Here is a 20,784-nt window from a genome sequence, read left to right as displayed (position 1 = left end):
TTTTGTACGGCTTGCCGCCCAGCATACGCGCGAAAGCCGCCGAGTACGCTGCCAACCACCATGTTTGACACCCTCGCGGCCAACATCGCCCTGGTTCTGGTGTTCATCCTGATCGGGGGGTTCTTCGCCGCCGCCGAAATCGCCATGGTCTCCCTCCGGGAAAGCCAGGTGCGCAAGCTCTCCCGCCGGGGCCGCCGAGGTGAACGGGTGGCCAAACTCGCCCGTGACCCCAACCGCTTCCTGTCCGCCGTCCAGATCGGTGTCACCGTCGCCACCATGTTGTCGGCCGCGTTCGGCGCCGACCGGCTGGGCGCGCAGCTCGTGCCCGTACTGGAGGGGTGGCAGGTGCCCCAGGCCGTCGCGCCAGTACTCGGGCTGGTGCTGGTCACGCTGGCGATCTCGTACGTGTCGCTCGTGCTCGGCGAGCTGGCGCCCAAGCGCCTGGCGCTGCAGCGGGCCGAGGGGCTGTCGCTGTTCGTGGCGCCGTTCCTCGACCGGATCGCGTCCCTGTCGCGGCCGATCATCTGGACGTTGTCGAAGTCCACCGACCTCGTGGTCCGGCTGCTCGGTGGCAATCCGGAGGCCGACCGCGAAGAGGTCACCACGGAGGAGCTGCGCGACATGGTGGTCGGGCACACCGACCTCACCGCCGACGAGCGCAAGCTGATCGGCGAGGTGTTCGCGGCCGGGAAACGGCAGCTCAGGGAGGTGATGCTGCCGCGTACCGAGGTGGACTTCATGGACGTCGACACGCCGCTGGACGAGGCGGCCCGCACCGCCGCCGGGCTGCCGCACTCGCGCTTCCCCGTCTATCGGGAGTCGTACGACGAGATCATCGGGTTCGTGCACGTACGGGACCTGCTGGATCCCGAGCTCATCGGGCGGACCGAGCCGATCAGCGCGGTGGTGCCGATCCGCGCGGCCAAGTTCGTGCCGGCCTCGAAGCGGCTGCTCAGCACCCTGAACGAGATGCGCGACGAGGGCCAGCACCTGGCGATCGTGGTGGACGAGTACGGCGGCACGGCGGGCATCGTGACCATGGAGGACCTGGTCGAGGAGCTGATCGGGGACATCAGGGACGAGTACGACGTCGAGGAGGACGTCGTGGTCCTGCCCGCCGGCGAGATCGAGATCGACGGCCTCACGAACCTCAACGACTTCGCCACCGAGACCGGCATCCGGCTGCCGGACGGCCCTTATGAAACGCTTGCCGGATTTGTCATGGCGATGCTGGGACATGTGCCATCTGCCGGGGAAAAGGTGGAAATATCGGGTTTTGAGCTGACTGTTACGGAGCTGGACGGGCGCCGTATCGCGAGGGTGAGAGTGAAACGCCGCCCAGTGGTCGAGTCGCCGCCCGACCAGGATTCCTGACACAATTGCGTTCTATGGCCAGACCTCGTGTACTCTCCGGCATCCAGCCCACAGCGGACTCCTTCCACCTGGGCAACTACCTGGGTGCCGTCCGGCAGTGGGTCGCTCTGCAGGAGACCCACGACGCCTTCTACTGCGTGGTCGATCTCCACGCGATCACCGTGCCGACCGAGCCCGCCGCGCTGCGCCGCCGCAGCCGGGTCGCCGCCGCGCAGCTGTTCGCCGCGGGCCTCGACCCGGAGCGTTCCACCGTCTTCGTGCAGTCGCACGTGCGCGAGCACACCGAGCTCGCCTGGATCCTGATCTGCCTCACCGGCATGGGCGAGGCCGGGCGGATGACCCAGTTCAAGGACAAGTCGGCCAAGTTCGGGGAGAGCGCGGCCAGCGTCGGCCTCTTCACGTACCCGATCCTGCAGGCCGCCGACATCCTGCTCTACCAGGCCAACCGGGTCCCGGTCGGCGCCGACCAGAAGCAGCACCTGGAGCTCACCCGCGACCTGGGCCAGCGCTTCAACCACCGCTTCGGCGACACGTTCACGCTGCCCGAGCCGTACATCCTCAAGGAGGTCGAGAAGATCACCGACCTCCAGGACCCCACGGCGAAGATGTCGAAGTCCTCCTCCAGCCCCGCCGGCATCCTCGACGTCCTGGAGCAGCCCGGGCCGCTGCGCAAGAAGGTCATGCGGGCGGTCACGGACACGGGCTCGGAGGTGCTGTTCGACGAGGAGAACAAGCCGGGCATCTCCAACCTGCTCCGCATCCAGTCGGCCCTGACCGGGACGCCCATCCCCGACCTGGTGGCCCGCTACGAGGGGCAGGGGTACGGCACGTTCAAGAAGGACGTGGCGGAGGCGGTGGTGGACACGTTCACGCCGATCAGGGAGCGCACGGAGAAGCTGCTGTCGGACGAGGCCGAGCTCGACCGCCTGCTGGCCATCGGCGCCGGACGCGCCGCGGCGGTGGCCAAGCAGACCATGGCCGAGGTCCGCGACAAGGTCGGCTTCCTCCCCACGCTGTAGGTCACGCGACTCCACCCAGGTGGGCCCGCTGGACCCCGCCCCGGGCGGCCTTCGGCCGCGCTGTCGCCCAAGGTCGCCCTGTCATCTGAGCGCAGTTCGTCGACCACAGGGGCACCCGCGTATTGAGCCGGCGTTCTCCCTGCTCTCCGTGACAGTCGACAGCGGGGTGGCTCGTATACGCACGAGCCACCCCGCATCAAGAGATCACCCGAAGATCATTTGAAGAGGCCGGGAGGCATCCAGCCCGGTGTGCCAGGTAGCGGGGTGACGGGCTGCCTGAGCGTCTGGACCTCGGCAGGGGGGACGGCCGGGCAGCGGGTCCCCGGAGCAGGGAGGGTCTGCGAGATCAGGAAGGCGTCGACGGCCCCCGTGCCGCAGGCTCCACGTCCGTAGACGATGTGGCCCCAGCCCTCGTACGTGAGCAGCCGGCCCGACCGGCCCAGTTGACGGGTCGTGCTCAGCGCCCACGGATAGACGGTGGCCGGGTCGTGCAGGGAGTTGAGCACCAGCAGCGGCGTGTTCGTCCGCACCTTCAGGTGGTGCTGTGGGTTGGGGATCGGGTCCGGTTGGCCGAGGCACGAGATGACCGGGCCGATCGCCAGCGGGCTGTAACGCATGTCGGGCGCGATCTTCGCCAGGCGGCGCAGGTGCTTGCCGAACTCGCGGTAGTCGCGTACGGGCAGCCGGTAGTCCAGGCAGAAGACCTGGAACGGGTTGGGACTGACCTCCTGCGTCCGGTCGATCGCCAAGGGGAGCGCGCCCGCGCGCGGGGTCTCACCGGCCTCCAGGTCGGCGAGCAACTGGGAGAGCGGCTGCCAGTTGGCCGGATCGTAGAAGGCGCCCAGGGCGTTGTTGATCAGCACGAACGCGGTCATCTTGGTTTCCGGCTCTCCCGGGACGGGCAGTTCGCCGCGGTCGGCTCGCTCCAGCAGCCCCTTCCAGATCGACCTGACGTCCTTGCCGTGCTGGACGCAGCGGCTGTCGCGGTCGCACCAGGCCACGAACTCGTTGAAGGCGTCCTGCGCGCCCCAGGTCTCCGTGTCCATGAAACCCCGCGTGTCCAGGCTGTGGTCCATCGTGCTGTCGAGCACGAAGGCGCGGACCCGCGACGGGTAACGCTCGGCGTACAGCTGGCCGAGGAGGGTGCCGTAGGAGCCGCCCCAGAAGGTCAGCTTCTCCTCGCCGAGCGCGGCGCGGAAGGCGTCGAGGTCGGCCGCGGTGCTGAGCGAGTCGACGTGGTCGAAGAGCGGGCCGGTACGGGCCCGGCAGTCGGCACGCAGACGGTCGTTGTAGGCCAGCATCCTGTCGAAGTCGGCCTGGCTCTTCAGGAGCGGATCCGGGGCCTGCGCCATCACGTCCGTGGAGCAGACCACGGGGTGGCTGCGGTTGGTGCCCCGCGGGTCGAGGCCGACGACGTCGAAGCGGCGCAGGATCTCGGGACTGAACCGGTGCGGGCTGCCGAAGACCAGCCCCACCCCAGATCCTCCCGGGCCGCCCGCTCCCAGCACGAGCGCGCCGATCCTGGCGGCGGGATCGGTGGCCTTGCGGCGGGCCACACCCACCTCGAACGTGCCGCTCGACGGCTGGTTCCAGTCGATGGGCACGGTGAGCGTTCCGCATTCGACGCCCGGCTCTTCCGGGCACGGCGTCCACGAGATCGTGTCCCGTGGCTGCGCGGCCTGCGTGGTGGCGGACGCGACCGGCGTGAGTAAGGCGAGCGGGACGATGAGTCCGAACAACAATGCGGTGAGTCTTCGCATGCTCTGATCTTCAACGGCCTCCGGACGACTGTGAATCGGGCGCAAGTATGGATCAGCGGCTCCTTCGCGAGGACGACGGCACTGGGCCTTTGGTCCTATACGCCGGGTTTCCGGTCATTCGGAGATTTCGATTCTCATCAAAGGTCGGGTGCCTCCATGAGCTTTCGTATCGTCAGGTCGCCGGCCAATAGCGCGCAGTGGCGGGCTCGTCCAGGCTGTGCGTTTCCACCCGGGCCAGTAGCTCCTCCCACGCGGGCCCGCCGCGATACGCTCGCGGCGTGCCCGACGACGTCACCGCGCGACCTCCGTTACCGGAGCTCACCCGGATCCTGATCGGCCCGCCCGGCAAGGTGCTGCTTCCCCTTGTCGCCCTGCTCGCGCTGATCATCCTGAACCACTGGAGCCTGCCGGGTGGCGGTCCCTTCCCGCTGGTGTTGACGGGCCTGATGCTGGGGCTGGGCACGGTCGTCGTCTGGACCGCGCGGTTCGTGGTGGGTCTGCTGCGTTCGGACGGCCGCGCCGGGCTGCGGCGGCACTGGGTGCGCTGGGTGTGCGCGCCGGTCATGGGAGTGGCCGTGGTCGGCCTGGTGTACGCCGATCTGCCGTTCACTGCCCGGTTCGCGCTCTCGGAGTCGAGCCTGGAGCAGTTCGCGCGGACGGTGGCCTCGGGAGACGAGCCCGCCGGGCCTGACGACCAATGGGCGGGGCTCTATCCGCTGACGTCGATCGAGCGGATCGAGGGCGGGGCGCGGTTCCTGGTGAGCGGCACCGGGTTCCTCGACCGTCACGGGTTCGCGTGGAGCCCCGGCGGTGAGCCGCCGGCCGAGTCCCACACCGGATACACCCATATCCGGGGCCCCTGGTACGTATGGGAGAGCCGGTTTTGAGAGTCCCTGGAACGCCCGGCTTCTGGGTCTTCCTGGCTGCCGCGCAGCTGATTCCCGCCTGGTACGCCTCCGGGGAGATCGGCTGGATCGTCGCGCCCGTCGTCGCGCTGCTGGCCATGATCGCCGCTGTCACCCGGGCGTACCAGGACGCGGCACGCCTGCCGACCGTGGAGGAGTCACCGCCGGACGAGCAGTAGCCGTGTTGCCTTAGCGGTGCTAAATTCGCCTTAGCGGCGCTAAGGGGGACTGATGATCAGGGTCATGACGGCCGACGGGACCGAGGCGCTGGCCGTTGACGAAGGGCGGGGGCCGATCGTTCTCGTTCTCCATCCTGGCCTCGACGACGGCTCGTCCTGGCGGGAGGTGGCCGAGCGGCTCGCCGCGCGCCATCGGGTCGTGCGGTTGCACCGGCGGCGGTACCGGCTCGATCTCGACGGCGCCTCCTGCACGGTCGCGCAGGAGGTCGAGCACGTGCTGGCGGTGGTGGCGGCGCTGGGCGGCGGGCCGATGGTGCTCGTCGGGCACTCCTCGGGTGCCGTGATCGCGCTGGAGACCCTGGCAGCCGATCCGTCGGCGTTCGCGGGGGCGGTCCTGTACGAGCCGCCCACCGTGATCGGGGCGCCGCTTGGCGGGCCGCACGGTGAGGTCCACGCGCGGGCCCGGGCGGCGATCGCGGCCGGGCGGCCGGGGAAGGCGATGAGGGTTTTCCTGCGGGAGACCGTGCGGGTGCCCGCGTGGGTGGCGGTCCTGGCTGGGGTGTTCGTGACGGTGGCGCCGAGGATGCGGGCGCTCGTTCCGTCGCAGATCGAGGACAACGCAGGGATGGACTCGCTGGGGGTGCGGCTCGACGCCTACTCGGGGATAGAGGTGCTCACGGTGCTGCTCGGCGGCGACCGCAGCCCGGCGCATCTCGGGGAGCGGCTCGACGCGCTGGAGCGGGTGATGCCGGGGGCGGAGCGGGTGGTGCTGCGCGGACAGGGGCATGCCGCCCACGTCAAGGCGCCCGGCGAGGTCGCCGCCGTCATCGACGCTTTCGCCGCCAAGGTCCTCGACCAGGCCGGCGGTTGAGGGGCCGAGGGGCGCGCTGGACTCCTGGTCGGCTGTTGAGCGTCTGGCGTTGGCGCGGGGTTGAGGGGCGGGGTCGCCGGGGTGCCGGGCGGGCGGCGGAGGGGCGGCTGGCGCACTTCGGGACGGGCGAGGCGGCCAACCGGTCGCTGGAGAACCTGCGCGGGCAGACGCTGCCCGCCGCCTTCGGCTCCCTCGACGGCGTCGGCTACGCGGTCGCCGGCAAGACCGCGGTGCCGTACGACTTCACCAAGCAGCTCACCAGCCGCACGCCGCTGGTTTTCGGCTTCGTCCTCGTCCTGGCGTTCGTCCTGCTCGTCGTGTCCTTCCGCTCGCTGGCCGTCCCGCTGGTGTCCATCGCCCTCAACCTGCTGTCGATCGGCTCCGCCTACGGCGTCCTGACCTGGATATTCCAGGATGGTCACGTCAGCTCAGCGCTCGGCTTCACCCCCTACGGCGGCGTGGTCGGATGGCTGCCGCTGTTCATGTTCGTGATCCTCTTCGGCCTGAGCATGGACTACCACATCTTCATCCTGAGCCGGATCCGGGAACATCACGCCGCCGGCGCGGGCGTCCGCGACGCGATTGTCACCGGTGTACGCGGCAGCGCAGGCGTCGTCACCAGCGCCGCCGTCATCATGACCGGCGCCTTCACCGTCTTCGTCGTCCTGACGGCCATCGAATACAAAATGATGGGCGTGGGGCTCTCGATCGCCATCCTCATCGGCGCCACCCTCGTGCGCGGAGTGCTCCTGCCAGCGGCTATGTCCCTTATGGGGGTACATGCCTGGGCGCTGCCACGATGGCTGAGATGGATGCCCTCTGCATACGATCCTGCGCCCGCTGCATCGGTCAAGCCCCCTGCGAGCGCAGTCTGGCCGGCAGCTGAGGGTTCGGGTCGCTGAGGTCCTGGCCTGGCGGTTGAGGGGCCGGGGTGGCGAGCTCTCGGCGGGTCGCCGAGGCGGGCCGGTCAGGTTCTCCGGGTCCCGCGGTGGAGCCGGAGCAGGGCTCGGAGGGCCGCCAGGCTGGGGCGGGTGAGCCGGGTGTCCCCGTGGGTGGCGGTCCAGCCTGAGTGGTCCCGCTGGAACGACCACCCGGGGAACTCCCGCGTCGCCTCCTGAAGCAGTCGTTCCATGACGAACTCGGCACTCGGCGCTATGGTCATGAACGCAGAGTGTCACCCGCACCCCGTTCCGTGACGAACTCGGGCCGCAGAACTCCCCGTTCGCCAAGCCCGAACTGTCAGTTCGCGATGCCGTGGCGCTCGGCCAGGTAGCGGACCTCCGGCGCCCACGACGGTCGCGCGCGCCGCGCCAGCGACCGCACCATCTCCCGCAGCAGCAGCTTGTGGTCCAGCTCCTCCGGGCACTCGCGCTCGATCCGCAGGAGGTGGAGCAGGCTGGCGGCGTCGTCGCCCACGTCCTCGCAGGCGCGGGCGACCTGGCTGAGGTGGGTGGCGCGCCGCTCGATGGACGGCGTGCGCCGCAGGTCGATGTCGTCGGCGATCTGCAGCACCGCCTCCGGGCGCCCCATGTCGTTCTCGATGCTGGCCATGTGGATGGCGACGTTGGTCGGCCCGAAGAAGGCCAGGTCGTAGACGTCGGCCCCGTCCTCGACGCGCTGCGCGAGCCGGGCGGCGGGCCCGCGTACGATCTCCCTGGCCTCGTCGTCGTCGCCCGCGCGGGCCGCGCCGATCGCGGTCAGCAGGTGCAGCGCGCCGAGCGCCTTGACGTGGCGGTCGTCGCCGTCGCCGACGTGGGGCTCCAGCATCTCGATGCCGCGCCGCCCGACGTCGTACGCGATCTGGTGCATGTCGTCCGACAACATCGACTGCCCCAGGCTCCAGTACGCCCACGCCCGGATCAGCGGATCGCCCGTCTCCTCCGCGAAGCGCATGGCCCGGTCCGCGGCCAGATGGGCGAGATCCACCCGCCGCAGGTGCTTGAGCACGCCCCTGGCCAGCATGTACGCGTCGGACGCGACGCTGTGGGCCTGCGGCGTGTCCGCGAGTGCGAGGTTCTCGGCGTCGGAGATCAGGGACGGCAGGGCCGCCATCAGGATCGAGTAGCGGTGCGCCGAGGTGAACCAGGCGTTGCGTGCCGACGCCACCCGTTCGGAGAGCTGGTCGGCGTCGGGCGGCTCGAGGTCGGGCTCCACCGAGTGCCAGGTGAACAGCGCGCGCTCGATGTCGCTGATCTGCGGCCTGCTGGGCTCGTGCGAGTCGCGCGGGGTCTCTCCTAACAGCACGGCGGTGCGTACGCCCAGCACTTTGGCGATCTCCCGCAGGAGGGGGAGCGAGGGGGTTCGCTTGCCGTGCTCGATCAGCTCGATGTGCCTGGGGGTGCAGCCGGACTGGGTCGCCAGCGCGGTGGTGCTCATGCCCCTTCGTTCGCGCTGGAGCCTGATCATCTGCCCGGTGGCTATTTCGGACATGGACGTGACGCCTCCTGGGTGGGTCCCGACATCCCACAGGCTAGGGCTCCAGGAGATCGCCTGTCCTGGATTCAGCCCTGCTCAGAGGAGCTGCCGGGGCGCGAATGGTGCTCCAGGAGACGGGTCAGCAGACCTGACAACTGCTCGCGTTCCGGCTGGCTCAAAGGGGCGAACAGCTCGTCCTGAAGGCTCGCGATGAGCGTGTGCAGCCGTCGTACCTGCTGGAGGCCCTCGGGGGTGATGGTGATGACGTTGCGGCGGCGGTCGGCGGGGTCGGGGGTGCGTTCGACGAAGCCGCGCTCCGCGAGCTCGTTGATCACGGCGACCATGTCGCTGCGGTAGATGCCGGTGCGCCTGCTCAGCTCGGCCTGGCTCACCGGGCCCGCCTCGCGCAGTGCGACGAGCGCCGCGTAGTGCCACTTGCGGGCGTCGACGGCGGCCAGGCCCTCGTTCACCAGCCGGTCGGAGTACATCGCGACCAGCGACAGCGTCCGGCTGGGCAGGAGCCGCAGCGGTGCGGGGGTGGCCCTGAAGTCGTCCGTCATGCTCCCGATCATAGCCGCTTGCGTTAGTGACACTAACGATATATGTTCGTTAGTGTCACAAACGTTAGTCGCACTTACGAAATGAGAACCGCTATGCCGACGATCGACGTGCTCAACTCGACCATGTACTTCGAGGACTCCGGCGGCTCCGGCCTGCCCATCGTGTTCCTGCACGGGAACCCCGCCTCGTCCCACCTGTGGCGGAAGGTGCTGCCGGAGCTGGACGGCCGCCTGCTCGCCCCTGACCTCATCGGCATGGGGCGTTCGGGGAAGCCGGACCTCCCCTACCGGTTCGGTGACCACGCCCGTTACCTCGACGCGTGGTTCGACGCGCTCGGGCTGGAGGAAGTGGTGCTGGTCGGGCACGACTGGGGTGGCGCGCTCGCCTTCGACTGGGCCTCCCGGCACCCGGAGCGCGTCCGGGGGGTGGCGTTCATGGAGACCATCGTCCGCGGGATGAGCTGGGGCGACCTGGGCGAGGCGCCGCGGGCCCGCGCCGAGACCCTGCGCAGCGCCCAGGGGGAGTCGCTGGCGCTCGACCAGAACTTCCTCGTGGAGACGGCGTTCTCGGGCGGGGTGCTGACGAGCCTGAGCGAGGAGGAGAAGGAGCCGTACCGGGCGCCGTACCCCACCCGGGAGAGCAGGCGGCCGCTGCTGGAGTGGGCTCGGTCCCTGCCGCTGGACGGCGAGCCCGCCGACGTGGCCGAGCGGGTGGACGCCTACGGGAAGTGGTTCGCGGCCAGCGATGAGGTGCCCAAGCTGCTGCTCACCTTCGACTCCTCCCCGACGCTGCTGATCGGGGAGGAGGTGGCCGCCTGGTGTGTCGCGAACATGGCCGCCCTGGAGGTCGAGCACTGCGGCCCGGCCGGCCATCACGTCCCCGAGGACCGCCCCGAGGCCATCGCCGCCGCGATCGCCGCCTGGGCGGCCCGCCACGGGCTGCGGGGGAGCGCATCCTAAAGGGGGGTCAGCGGTAGCGGCGGCGGCCGATGCGGGAGAGGATCTCGCGGAGCGCGTCGGCCGCCTCCCGGACGATCTCGTCCGGGACCCCGCCCGCCACCTCCTCGTGTGCCCGCCCCGAGGCCACCAGCGCGGCCGTCGCCACGCGCTGTCCCTCTTCCGTGAGCTGGACCCAGCGGCTGCGCGCGTCGCCCGCGTTGGCCTCGCGCTCGACGTATCCCGCCGCCGTCAGCCGCTGCAGCACGTTGCTGATCCCGCCCGAGGTGAGGAAGAGCGACTTCGACAGCTCGCTCGGCTTCATCCGGTACGTCGGCGCCGCCCGGCTCAGCGCGGCCAGCACGTCGAACTCGGCGTACGTCAGCCCCAGCTCGGCCAGCTCGGCCTTGATCACCTGGTCGAACAGCAGGTGCAGCCGCGACATCCGCTTGCTGAGCTCAAGGGTGGCGATGAGGGACGGCGACAGGCCCGCCTCCTCCCAGCGGGGGACCATCGCGTCGACCTCATCGTGGTTCACGCCATCGAGGATACCTGTCGCAATATTGCTTTCTAAAAAGCTTCTCACTAAGCTTTCGGTCATGACATCTACGATCTTGATCAGGAACGGCGTCGTCGTCGACACCGAGCCGGAGCCCGTCGTGCTGGGCCAGGTGGACGTGCGGATCGAGGACGGCCGCATCGCCGAGGTCGGCCCCGGCCTGCCGGAGGTCCCCGGCGCGGAGGTGATCGACGCGACCGGGCGGATCGTGCTGCCCGGGTTCGTCGACACCCACCGCCACACCTGGCAGGCGGGCATCAGGGCCGTCGCGACCGACATCACGTTCGACACCTATCTGCGGCGGGTCATCACCGAGCTCGCCCCCCGCCACCGCCCCCAGGACGTCTACGCGGGCAACCTCGCGGGCGCGCTGGAGTGCCTGGACGCGGGCGTCACCACGCTGCTCGACTGGTCGCACGTCCAGTTCAGCCCGGACCACACCGACTCGGCCGTACGGGCGCTGGACGAGTCCGGCATCAGGGCCGTGTTCGGCTACTGCTACGGCGGCGGGTCCGGCGAGCTGACCAAGGAGACCCGGCGGATCCACGACACGCTCTCCGGCGCGTCCGAGCTGGTCACGATGGCGGTCGCGGCGTTCGGTCCGGAGATCGCGGGGGAGGAGCGCGCGCTGGAGGAGTGGCGGGTGGCGGCCGAGCTCGGCCTGCCCGTCACCGCCCACCTGGGCGGCCACGGCCCGGAGAGCGCCGCGCGCGGGCTCGCGTTCCTGGAGGCGAACGGCCTGCTGGCCACCCCCACGACCTTCGTCCACGCGCTGCACTACACCGACGAGGAGCTCGCGCGCATCGCGGCCGCCGGGGGCACGGCCTCGCTCGCTCCCGTGGACGAGATGAACCTGGGCCTCGGCTACCCGGCCACGGGCCGGCTGAGGGCCGCGGGGATCCCGACGGGCCTCGGCGCGGACACCGTGGTCTGCGCGCCCGGAGACCTGTTCAGCCTGATGCGGACCGCCCACCTGCTCGAACGCGGCCGTCCCGGCGGCGCCGGCATGGGCTTCACCACCCGGGACGCGCTGCGCATGGCCACCATCGAGGGCGCCCAGGTGCTCGGACTGGCCGACGTCGTCGGCTCGCTGCGGCCGGGCAAGCAGGCCGACCTGGTGCTGCTGCGTACGGACACGCTCGGCATGGCGGCGGCGCACGACCCGATCGGCGCCGTCGTGCTCAACGCCGACACCAGTGCCGTGGACACGGTCCTGGTCGGGGGACGGGTGGTCAAGCGTGATGGGCGGCTGCTCCACCACGATCTTGCGGCAATCCTCTCGGCACTGATCGAATCGGCCGGTACCGTGGCAAACCCCTGATCGTCGCCCCGGCGCCGGGGTAGTGGGTCCCCAGGAGGCGCGTGATGGCGAGCGTGATGAAGCAGATCAAAGCTGTCAAAGCGTGGGGCCGCGGCAAGGTGACCCGCTGGCGGGAACGCCGGCCGGCGCTCGACCACGGGATCAGGGCGGTGCGGCGCTACCAGTTCCAGTCCGGCGACCTGCTGGCGGGCGCCGTCACGTACTTCGCGTTCCTGTCGTTCTTCCCGCTCGTCGCGCTCGCGTACGCGGTGCTCGGGTTCGCGGTGGCGACCAGCGAGACCACCAGGAAAGCGCTGGAGCAGGCCATCGCCGAGCGGCTGCCCGGCATCGCCACCCAGCTCAACCTCGACGCCATCGGCGGGGCCAGGGAGGCCGCCGGGATCATCGGCTTGCTCGGCCTCCTCTACGCGGGGCTCGGCGCGCTCGACGCGCTGCGCCAGGCCCTGCGCGAGATGTCGATGACCACCGCCTCGCCGCCCGGATTCCTCATGGGCAAGGTGCGCGACCTGGTCTCGATCGTCCTGATCGGGGTCACGATGATCGCGTCCGTGCTGGTCGCCGGGTTCGCCACCACGGCCACGGACAAGGTCATGGAGTTCGTCTTCGGGAGCGAGTCGGCGCTGGCCACCTGGGTGCTGCGGCTCGCGGGGGTGGCGGCGAGCGTGGCGGCCGACTGGCTGCTGTTCCTGATCCTGCTCGGGTGGGTGGACCGGCCGGCCCGGTCGTTCCGGCTGATCGCCAAGGGGGCGCTGCTGGGCGCGATCGGGTTCGGGGTGCTCAAGCAGGCGGCGACGCTGCTGCTCGGGCACACGCTGAGCAACCCGGTCTACGGGACGTTCGCCGTCATCGTCGGGCTGCTCATCTGGATCAACTTCTCGGCCAGGCTCGTGCTCTACGTCGCCGCCTGGACGGCCACCGCCGGCCGCTGCCCGCCGCCGTCCCCGACCCCGGTCCCGTCCACGAACCCCGACGCCTGGGCCGTGCGCGAGGGCGTGTCAGGTGCCTGAGCGGCCGCGCCGGCGGCGGATGCCGTATCCCAGCCAGACCAGCCCGAACAGCAGCCCCCCGCCGATCACCACGGACCCGATCGTCTTCGTGGAGTCGGTCTGCTTGGAGGCGGCCGTGTCCAGCAGCGGCGGCTGGGCGGCGGGCGTGACCTTGGAGGCGGCCGGCGGGGCGGAGGAGCGCGGGGCGGCCTGGACGTCGGGGACCGGGTCCACGAGCCGGCCGACCGGCTGGGCCTTGCCCCGGACCGAGAAGCCCCAGTCGAGCAGCTTGGCCACCTCGTCCCAGAAGTACCCTTCGTGCCGCATGATGCTCACGACGATCGTGTGCCCGTCGCGGGTGGCCGCGCCGACGAAGCTGCCCTGGGCCTTCGAGGTCCAGCCGTTCTTGACGCCGATCATGCCCTTGTAGCGCCAGAGCAGTTTGTTGTGGTTGCTGATCTCGTAATAGCCCTTGGGGGCCGGGAACTTAGACGTCTTCGTACTGATATATCCACGGAAAGCGGGATTGGCGAGGCCGGCGCGGGCGATCAGCGCCAGGTCGTACGCGGAGCTGCTCTGCCCCGGCTTGTCCAGCCCGCTGGGCGTCTTTGCCACGGTGTCGAACGCCTGCAGCCGCTTGGCCTCGGCGTTCATGTCGCTCATGGTCTTGGCCAGGCCGCCGTTCGTCTCGGCCAGGGCCATGGCCGCGTCGTTCCCGGACGACATCATCAGCGCCTTGAACAGGTCCTCGATCTTGTACGTCGCCTTGACCGACAGGCCGACCGCCGTGCCCTCCTGGTTGCAGGCGTTCTCGCTGGGCCGGATCTTGCGGTCCTTGTCGAGCTTGGGGATGAGCGTGAGCGCGGTCAGCGTCTTGAGCGTGCTGGCCGGCAGGTAACGCCCGTGCGCGTCCTTGGCCGCGAGCACCTCTCCCGTGTCCACGTCCGCGATGACGAACGACGTAGCCTCGGTCTTGGGCGGCTCCTTGACGCCCTTGGGCGCGACCAGGCCGCGGCTGCCCAGCGCGTCACCCCCGACCGGTGTCGTCGGGGCGGCATACGCGGTCCCACCGGTGAGCGAGACCGAGGCGATGAGTGCCGTGACGGGCACGAGTTTCATCCACATGGCGGTCTCAGCGTAGCTTCGAGTGAATGGCCATGTGGCGACACATCCCCCGTTGATCCACCTTCGATACTAGAGAGGCACAGATGTCACGAAAGATCGCCGGATTCCTCATCATCCTGGGCGCATTCATGATCTTCGAGTGGGTGAACCTCGGGTTTAACTTGGCCGACGGGCATCCGACCAGCTTCTACGTGGTGCACGGAATCCTGATCGCGGTGAACATCATCCTCGCCGTCGTGCTGGGGGTGATCGGCTGGCGGGGCCTGCGCGGGAGCGGCGGGAAGGGGGTCAAGGGCCGCACAGGAGACGCCGGGTGAGGGCGTGCAGTTCGTCGGCCTCCTCCCGTGAGTCGCCGATCGAGGTGAAGCCCAGCTTCCCGTGCTCGGGGACGGCCCCGAGCAGGTGGAAGACGTTCCCGGTACGCCGTTCCGCGTCGAACCCGACCCCGAGCCGGTCCGCCATGCGCACGACCTCGCCGGGGCTGCGCCCGCGTAAGCAGGACGAGGAGCAATTGTCAGTCGCGGTGTAGAACTTCGGCTGATTTCCGGACATGAGGAGGCCGGTGGCCGGATCGTACGTGGCCCCGGTCGTCAGCACGGCGGCGCCGAACGGATGCGTGGTGCCGCCGATCCGCAGGTTGATCTCGCACAGCAGCGCCGCGTACCCGGCGTCGGCCTTCAGCGTGAAGAAGTCCATGCCGAAGATCCCCACCACGCCCCGGTCGGCCAGGACGCGGGCGATCCGCTCGGCGGACGAGCCCACCTCGGACCGGTACTCGCTCGCCGCGGGGAACGTGCACCCCTGGTAGACGTGGCCGTTGGGCCCGCCGAGCACCTGGTCGTGCGTGGCCAGCACCCGGGCCTGGCCGCCCGGCGTGATGCAGGCCAGCGCGCTCGGGTAGAACAGCGGCCGGTGCTCGATGAACTCCTCGACCACCGCCCCCCGGTCCCTGATCTTCGTGGTGAAGTCGGCCCAGGTCTCCCCGGAGGCCGAGAAGCTGGTCTGGGACCTGTCGGCCTTGGTGACGATCGCGTTGCCGAGCCCGGAGTAGCTGTCGTTCAGCTTGACCATCACCCGCTCGCCCGGCAGCGCCTCGATCGCCTCCTCGATCTCCAGCACGTGCCGGACGTCGCCGAAGCCCCGCGGCATCGGCACGCCCGCCTCGTGGCCGACCTCGCGCGCCCCGCTCTTGGAGCCGTAATAGGCCAGGGAGGTGGCAGGTCCGTAGAGGGGGACGTTGAGTAACGCGGCGAGCTCCTCCTCGAGCTCGCTCAGGACGAACGGCACCAGCCAGGCGTCTCCATCGACGGCCGCGCGCACTTGCTTCAACACGTCCGGACGCGCGAGCAGGGCCTTGGTCAGCGGCTGAGACCAAGGGTCGTCGAGGCTGATCAGCGTGAGCCTCTTGGCTGCGTCATCCGGGTCCGGCAGGAACGCGAAGTAGTAGTCGATGATGTCGGGATCGATGGGCGCGGAGGAGAGGTAGACCACCTTCACCCCGGGCTCGCGCAGCGTGAGCAGCAGGAACAGCAGCCGCTCCTCGTAGGACCTGGCCGCCGTGATCCGGCGGAGCTCATCCTGTGGAAGGGAGAGCGAGGGTACGACCACCAGGGTCCCCTCGCCCGGCTCGAAGATGCTCAACCCAGCATACTTCTCCCCGAACGGGATATTAGTGATCATATTGCGAGTGAAACACGCATTCTTCTCAAATGCAGCCATCGCCGAAGTGTGATGACCATGACATAAGGTGACAGGATTCGTAATCGCTGACCACGTTTGAACTGGCAGCATTGGGTCATGATCTACTGATCCGTTGTGACCATTTCCGGATCACCTGAACGTTCACGGGCCGTGACCACCTGGGGTTACGGACATGCTCACCGGAACTTTTGGAGTATCTGTCACCGCGGACTTGCGCCGGGGCGATAAAGTCGAAGCATCGCCATCGGGCTCACGGCCGACCGCTGTGTTCCCGGGCTGCAGCGGCGCTCGCGACCGACGAACGCAAAGCCCATGCTGACGATCTCGCGCACCCCAACCAGAGGGTGTGTTTTTTGATCCGCCGAGTGGCCGCTCGACCGGGGGGCCGCGGTGGGATGGACGAGTTTTCACAGCGGATGAGCCGCAGTGGTCAGACATATTAGGGCGCGCGGCGTGGACGGGACGGTGACATATGCGGGGACGTGAGCTTCGGGGGGAACTCGACGCGTTCCTGGCGGAGACCGAGCAGGATCTCGTGGCCTTTCGCCGCGACCTGCACATGCACCCTGAGCTGGCCTTCGCCGAATATCGCACGACGCAGCGGATCGCCGAGCGGCTCACCGCCGCCGGGCTGACCCCGTCGGTGCTCCCGCGCGGCACCGGGCTGATCTGCGACGTGGGCAGCGGCGACGGCCCGACCGTCGCGTTGCGCGCCGACATCGACGCGCTGCCCCTGCAGGACGAGAAGGACGTGCCCTACCGCTCCACCGTGGGCGGTGTCTGCCACGCGTGCGGCCACGACGTGCACACCACGGTCCTGCTCGGCACCTCGCTCTTCCTCGCCCAGCAGGCCGCCGCGGGCCTGCTGCCCGGCCGGGTGCGCCTGATCTTCCAGCCCGCCGAGGAGCTGCCCGGCGGCGCGCTCGAGGTCATGGCCCAGGGCGGCATCAGCGGCGTCGACCGCATCTTCGGCCTCCACTGCGACCCGCGCGTGGACGTCGGCCAGGTCGGGCTCAAGCCCGGCCCCATCACCTCGGCCTGCGACAAGCTGGTCGTCAGGGTGTCGGGCCCCGGCGGTCACACCGCCCGCCCCCACCTGACCGCCGACCTGGTCTTCGCGCTGGCCAAGATCCTCACCGAGCTGCCCGCCGCCCTGTCGCGCCGCGTCGACCCCCGGTCCTCGCTCAGCCTGGTCTGGGGCAAGGTCGAGGCCGGCACCGCGGCCAACGCGATCCCCGACGACGGCCTCGCCGCCGGTACGGTCCGCTGCCTCGACGAGGGGGCCTGGCACGCCGCGCCCGACCTGATCAAGTCGTTGCTGGAGTCGGTGGCCGGCGCCTACGGCGTGGAGGCCGAAATGGACTACACGCGCGGCGTGCCGCCGGTGGTCAACGACGAGGTCAGCGTCGAGATGCTGGCCGAGGCCACCGAGCGCGTGCTGGGCGCGGGCGCGGTGGTCCCGACCCAGCAGTCGCTCGGCGGCGAGGACTTCGCGTGGTACCTCGAGTCGACCCCCGGCGCGTTCGCCCGCCTGGGCACGCGCTCGCCCGACGGCATGACGTACGACATCCACCAGGGCACCTTCGACGTCGACGAGAAGGCGATCGCGATGGGCGTGCGCGTCATGGCCGCCACCGCGCTGACCGCGCTGTGGGAGGTCGGCCCGCTCGACCCGGTCACCACCGCGATGGCCAAGTAGTCCTGCGACAGCTTGTCGTCCCCCGCCGTACTACGGCGGGGGACTTTTTTCATGGCCGCGGCAAGGTGCCGAAGACCACGGGCAGCCGCAGCGCCGACTGTCCGGGGGAGAGCGTGATCTTCGTGCCCGCCGGGTAGCGCAGGGTGTAGTCGACGTCGGTCGAGATGATCACCAGGCCCAGCCGGTGGCCCTTCTTGAACAGATAGTCCGTCGGCTGGAAGTCCCACGTGAACGCGTACTCGTTGCCCGGGCGCAGGGCCTCGGTCCGGTCCGGGCGGTGCCGGTTGCGGACGTCCAGCCAGCCCCTGGTGACGATCTTGTACGGGGTGGTGGCCGTGCCGAGCGTCCTGAGCGTCGTGCAACCCGTGTCACCCGGGATGCCCTGGCCGTAGCAGTAGTTCTGGCCGGTCGAGACCAGCGCGCCGGTGGCGCGGACGTCCGTGCCGTAGTCCACCAGCAGGGCCGTCAGGTACGGCGAGGCGCCGTCCTTCAGCGAGGCCCGCACCGACACCGTCGGCGTGCCGGAGATCCGCACGTCGGAGGGCAGGTCACCGGTCAGGTACGCCAGCCGGTTCGGGTCGGAGCCGGTCGCCTCCACCAGTTGCTCGGCCGTCCTGGCCTTCTGGTCCGTGAACGACTCCCTGGCCGAGCGCGGGCTGGGCAGCAGGCCCAGCTTCGAGCCCGAGCCCAGCCAGAGCGGCACCGTGGTCGCGCCGGGCAGCGGCCACGAGGCGTGCTGGTTCCACTGGCCGGGCGCGATCTCCACGTCGGCCTGCGGCTCGCGCATGATGCCCGAGTCGATCCCGTACAGCCAGTAGTCGAACCAGCCGTGCAACTGGCGCAGCCACTCGGCCGTGCGCAGGTTGAAGGGGTTCATGTGGGTGCCCTGGTGCAGCCAGATCTTGCGTGGCACGTGCCGCTTGGCCAGGGCGTACCACCACTGGGCGAACTGCTTGGTCTTGACGTTCCAGTCGTTGAGCCCGTGCACGAGGAAGACGCTGGCCTTGACCTTGCCGACGTCGTTCAGGTAGTTGCGGGCGTCCCACATCGGGCTGTAGTCGCCGGTGATCCGGTCCTGGGCCGTGGTGATCCCGTCGATCAGGGCGCCGCAGGCCGCCTGGCCGTTCTCCCTGGTCAGCACGTATTTGGCGAGTACGTCCAGGTCCTCGCCCTGGAAGCCGCCGGGGGCCAGCACGCCGCCGTTGGCGCGGTAGTAGTCGTACCAGCTGGAGATCGCGGCGATCGGCACGATCGTCTTCAGGCCCTCCACGCCCGTCGCGGCGACCGCGTTGGGCAGCGTGCCGTTGTACGAGACGCCGATCATGCCGACCTTGCCCGTGGACCAGGTCGCCTCGACCGGGTTGCCGTCGGCGTCGAAGCCCTTGGCGCGGCCGTTCAGCCAGTCGATCGCGGCCTTCGGGCCGGCCGTCTCGTTGCGGTCGCCGCTGGTGGGGCAGCCGGTGGCGCGGCCGCTGCCGAGGTTCTCCACCAGCGCCACGGCGTACCCGCGGGGCAGGAAGTAGTTGTCGTAGTAGCCGTCGAACGGCTCGGAGGCCAGCTTGTTCGTGGCCGAGGCGAGGGTGGGCAGCGGGTTGCCGTTCGCGTCCACGTCCACGAGGTGGTTGGCGACGTCGTTGCCGCCGGCGTAGTACGGGCTGGCCTCCATGATGACCGAGACCTTCAGGCCCTGGTCGGTCTCCTTGGGGCGCAGGATGTCCACGGCCACCCGGTCGGGCCGGCCGTCGTTGTCGCTGTCAGTGCCCTCGACCTCGACGAACACCGTCTGCTTGACGGCGTCCGCCCGGGAGAAGACGGGCTGCGTGGCGCGGTTCTCGACCTTGATGGCCGGTGTCCCGGCCGTGGCGGGGGTGGTTCCACTCAGGGCCACGACGAGCAGCGTGGCCAGCGGTACGGTCAGGACCTTCCAAGGGTGCATACGGGCTCCGAGCTCAGATTTCCACCGTCTGTCGGAATCTCCGTCATGACCCGCCCCGACACAAGGGTCAAAGTTGGGCAAATCTTTCCGTGTGTCACGGATTGGGTTGAATTGGCGCGTCAGGTCACGGACGCGAGTGATGTCGATAACGGAGCGGTTGCGACCCTGTGTGCTGGTTTGGTTCGCCCTGGTCAAGCAACTATCTTCCGTGCAGGTGCCGTACGTGCTTCGCGTGTGCGATGAAGTATCGACAGCGGCGAAGACGACGGGGAAAGGGAAGGGAGTCGCCTTGCTCGGCAAGCGATTCAACAGGATGGCGATCGGCTCGGTAGCCGGGGTCATGCTCATGGCAGTTGCCGCCTGTGGTGGCGGCGGCGGGGGCACCACGGCCAGCGAGGCGCCGAGCAGCGCCGGCGCGAGCAGTGAGGCGCCGAAGGGCGGGCTCAAGGTCGGGCTGGCGTTCGACGTCGGCGGGCGCGGTGACAAGTCCTTCAACGACGCGGCCTACGCCGGTCTGGAGAAGGCCAAGACGGACCTCAACGCGGAGATCAAGGAGCTGAGCCCGGCGGCCGACGGCTCCAACCGCGGCGACCTGCTGCGCCAGCTCGCCGACGCGGGTTACAACCCGATCATCGGCGTCGGCTTCGCGTACGGCGACGACATCAAGAAGACGGCGGCCGAGTACCCCGACATCCAGTTCGCGGTGGTCGACTCCGCCTCCAACGGGCCCAACGTGACCGGCCTGCTGTTCGCCGAGGAGCAGGGCTCCTACCTGGCGGGCGTCGCGGCGGCCACCAAGTCCAAGTCCAACCACGTGGGCTTCGTCGGCGGCGTCGAGAACGACCTGATCAAGAAGTTCGAGGCGGGCTACGTGGCCGGCGTGAAGTCGGTCAAGCCGGACGCCAAGATCGATATCAAGTACCTCACCCCCGACGGTGACTTCTCCGGCTTCAAGGCCCCCGACAAGGGCAAGGTCGCGGCCGAGAAGATGTACCAGGACGGCGCCGACATCGTCTACCACGCCTCCGGCGACTCGGGCCTGGGCGTGTTCCAGGCGGCGGCCGCGGCCAAGAAGAAGGCCATCGGCGTCGACTCCGACCAGCGCCAGACGGTCAAGGAGACCGACCTGCAGAGCGTCATCATGACCTCGATGCTCAAGCGCGTCGACGTCGGCGTGTTCGAGTTCATCAAGGCCTTCCAGGGCGGCGCCAAGGGCGGCAGCAACACCACGTACGACCTCAAGGTCGACGGCGTGGGCCTGTCCACCACCGGCGGCGAGATCGACGACATCAAGGACAAGCTCGACGCGGCCAAGAAGGACATCGTCGACGGCAAAATCACGGTTCCGTCGAAGCCGTAATCGGGGTAGGAGTGACAGCTGAGGGCCCGGAGTCCCCACTTCGGGCCTTCTGTCTATCCCCCGCCCCCCGCTAGGAGA

The 20,784-nt window shown here is 69.6% G+C and carries 20 protein-coding genes; 12 read left to right on the top strand and 8 right to left on the bottom strand.

From position 1 onward, the window contains the following. The first annotated feature begins 60 nt into the window (after nucleotides 1-60). Nucleotides 61-1,374, top strand: a complete 1,314-nt coding sequence (locus tag ABZS69_RS29790; protein WP_355378364.1) for a hemolysin family protein — start codon at nucleotides 61-63, stop codon at nucleotides 1,372-1,374. Between the two features lie 14 nt (nucleotides 1,375-1,388). Next, nucleotides 1,389-2,393, top strand: a complete 1,005-nt coding sequence (trpS, locus tag ABZS69_RS29785) for a tryptophan--tRNA ligase (RefSeq protein WP_355378362.1) — start codon at nucleotides 1,389-1,391, stop codon at nucleotides 2,391-2,393. A gap of 215 nt (nucleotides 2,394-2,608) precedes the next feature. On the opposite strand, the gene ABZS69_RS29780 is transcribed toward trpS, so the two are convergent. Next, nucleotides 2,609-4,153: an alpha/beta hydrolase gene (locus ABZS69_RS29780; protein WP_355378359.1), complete on the bottom strand. Its 1,545-nt coding sequence runs from the start codon at nucleotides 4,151-4,153 to the stop codon at nucleotides 2,609-2,611. Nucleotides 4,154-4,431: 278 nt separating this feature from the next. Between ABZS69_RS29780 and ABZS69_RS29775 the strand changes: the two genes are divergently transcribed. The 4 genes from ABZS69_RS29775 to ABZS69_RS29760 are packed head-to-tail and all read left to right on the top strand — an operon-like array spanning nucleotide 4,432 to nucleotide 7,010. Then, nucleotides 4,432-5,040 (top strand): hypothetical protein, encoded by a 609-nt coding sequence (locus tag ABZS69_RS29775; protein WP_355378358.1) that lies wholly within the window; start codon nucleotides 4,432-4,434, stop codon nucleotides 5,038-5,040. Beyond that, entirely contained in the window at nucleotides 5,037-5,237 is a 201-nt protein-coding gene (locus ABZS69_RS29770; protein ID WP_355378356.1) for a hypothetical protein, read from the top strand. Before ABZS69_RS29775 ends, ABZS69_RS29770 begins: the two co-directional genes overlap by 4 nt. Nucleotides 5,238-5,289: 52 nt before the next feature. Further along, the gene (locus tag ABZS69_RS29765) at nucleotides 5,290-6,108 is read left to right on the top strand and encodes an alpha/beta hydrolase (protein WP_355378355.1); all 819 of its coding nucleotides are present in this window, start codon (nucleotides 5,290-5,292) and stop codon (nucleotides 6,106-6,108) included. A gap of 35 nt (nucleotides 6,109-6,143) precedes the next feature. Then, the gene (locus tag ABZS69_RS29760) at nucleotides 6,144-7,010 is read left to right on the top strand and encodes an MMPL family transporter (RefSeq protein ID WP_355378353.1); all 867 of its coding nucleotides are present in this window, start codon (nucleotides 6,144-6,146) and stop codon (nucleotides 7,008-7,010) included. Between the two features lie 65 nt (nucleotides 7,011-7,075). Here the strand turns inward: ABZS69_RS29760 and ABZS69_RS29755 are convergent, their stop codons facing one another. The 3 genes from ABZS69_RS29755 to ABZS69_RS29745 all read right to left on the bottom strand — a co-directional run bounded on the left by ABZS69_RS29755 (nucleotide 7,076) and on the right by ABZS69_RS29745 (nucleotide 9,083). Beyond that, nucleotides 7,076-7,270 (bottom strand): hypothetical protein, encoded by a 195-nt coding sequence (locus ABZS69_RS29755; protein ID WP_355378351.1) that lies wholly within the window; start codon nucleotides 7,268-7,270, stop codon nucleotides 7,076-7,078. Nucleotides 7,271-7,347: 77 nt separating this feature from the next. After that, nucleotides 7,348-8,538: a helix-turn-helix domain-containing protein gene (locus ABZS69_RS29750; RefSeq protein WP_355378349.1), complete on the bottom strand. Its 1,191-nt coding sequence runs from the start codon at nucleotides 8,536-8,538 to the stop codon at nucleotides 7,348-7,350. Between the two features lie 71 nt (nucleotides 8,539-8,609). Continuing rightward, nucleotides 8,610-9,083, bottom strand: coding sequence for a MarR family transcriptional regulator (locus ABZS69_RS29745; RefSeq protein WP_355378347.1), 474 nt, complete (start codon nucleotides 9,081-9,083; stop codon nucleotides 8,610-8,612). 42 nt (nucleotides 9,084-9,125) lie between these two features. Here ABZS69_RS29745 and ABZS69_RS29740 point away from each other — a divergent pair, with 42 nt between their 5' ends. After that, the gene (locus ABZS69_RS29740) at nucleotides 9,126-10,043 is read left to right on the top strand and encodes a haloalkane dehalogenase (RefSeq protein ID WP_355378344.1); all 918 of its coding nucleotides are present in this window, start codon (nucleotides 9,126-9,128) and stop codon (nucleotides 10,041-10,043) included. Nucleotides 10,044-10,050: 7 nt separating this feature from the next. Here the strand turns inward: ABZS69_RS29740 and ABZS69_RS29735 are convergent, their stop codons facing one another. Beyond that, nucleotides 10,051-10,557 (bottom strand): MarR family transcriptional regulator, encoded by a 507-nt coding sequence (locus ABZS69_RS29735; protein WP_355378343.1) that lies wholly within the window; start codon nucleotides 10,555-10,557, stop codon nucleotides 10,051-10,053. A gap of 61 nt (nucleotides 10,558-10,618) precedes the next feature. On the opposite strand from ABZS69_RS29735, the gene ABZS69_RS29730 reads away from it, so the two are divergent. Together ABZS69_RS29730 and ABZS69_RS29725 are read left to right on the top strand one after the other, a co-directional pair. Further along, nucleotides 10,619-11,899, top strand: coding sequence for an amidohydrolase family protein (locus ABZS69_RS29730; protein WP_355378341.1), 1,281 nt, complete (start codon nucleotides 10,619-10,621; stop codon nucleotides 11,897-11,899). A gap of 44 nt (nucleotides 11,900-11,943) precedes the next feature. Further along, nucleotides 11,944-12,906, top strand: a complete 963-nt coding sequence (locus ABZS69_RS29725; RefSeq protein WP_355378340.1) for a YihY/virulence factor BrkB family protein — start codon at nucleotides 11,944-11,946, stop codon at nucleotides 12,904-12,906. Here the strand turns inward: ABZS69_RS29725 and ABZS69_RS29720 are convergent. Next, nucleotides 12,895-14,004, bottom strand: a complete 1,110-nt coding sequence (locus ABZS69_RS29720) for a D-alanyl-D-alanine carboxypeptidase (protein ID WP_355378339.1) — start codon at nucleotides 14,002-14,004, stop codon at nucleotides 12,895-12,897. The two genes, ABZS69_RS29725 and ABZS69_RS29720, sit on opposite strands and share 12 nt — an antisense overlap. A gap of 89 nt (nucleotides 14,005-14,093) precedes the next feature. Between ABZS69_RS29720 and ABZS69_RS29715 the strand changes: the two genes are divergently transcribed. After that, on the top strand, nucleotides 14,094-14,327 hold the full coding sequence (locus ABZS69_RS29715; protein WP_355378338.1) for a hypothetical protein: 234 nt from the start codon (nucleotides 14,094-14,096) through the stop codon (nucleotides 14,325-14,327). On the opposite strand, the gene ABZS69_RS29710 is transcribed toward ABZS69_RS29715, so the two are convergent. Further along, a complete protein-coding gene (locus tag ABZS69_RS29710) occupies nucleotides 14,299-15,690 on the bottom strand; it encodes a peptide ligase PGM1-related protein (protein WP_355378336.1) in 1,392 nt (463 codons plus the stop codon). The two genes, ABZS69_RS29715 and ABZS69_RS29710, sit on opposite strands and share 29 nt — an antisense overlap. 493 nt (nucleotides 15,691-16,183) lie before the next feature. On the opposite strand from ABZS69_RS29710, the gene ABZS69_RS29705 reads away from it, so the two are divergent. Beyond that, a complete protein-coding gene (locus tag ABZS69_RS29705; RefSeq protein ID WP_355378334.1) occupies nucleotides 16,184-17,410 on the top strand; it encodes a M20 family metallopeptidase in 1,227 nt (408 codons plus the stop codon). A gap of 49 nt (nucleotides 17,411-17,459) precedes the next feature. Here the strand turns inward: ABZS69_RS29705 and ABZS69_RS29700 are convergent, their stop codons facing one another. Beyond that, complete coding sequence (locus ABZS69_RS29700; RefSeq protein WP_355378333.1) at nucleotides 17,460-19,346, bottom strand: Xaa-Pro dipeptidyl-peptidase; 1,887 nt, start codon at nucleotides 19,344-19,346, stop codon at nucleotides 17,460-17,462. 289 nt (nucleotides 19,347-19,635) lie between these two features. On the opposite strand from ABZS69_RS29700, the gene ABZS69_RS29695 reads away from it, so the two are divergent. Further along, nucleotides 19,636-20,706 (top strand): BMP family ABC transporter substrate-binding protein, encoded by a 1,071-nt coding sequence (locus tag ABZS69_RS29695; protein ID WP_355378331.1) that lies wholly within the window; start codon nucleotides 19,636-19,638, stop codon nucleotides 20,704-20,706. Nucleotides 20,707-20,784: the final 78 nt, after the last annotated feature.

Origin of the sequence: Nonomuraea sp. NPDC005650 (genome assembly GCF_040605375.1) — a bacterium.
In the GTDB taxonomy this organism is placed as follows: domain Bacteria; phylum Actinomycetota; class Actinomycetes; order Streptosporangiales; family Streptosporangiaceae; genus Nonomuraea.
This window is presented reverse-complemented; position numbering and strand designations above follow the sequence as displayed.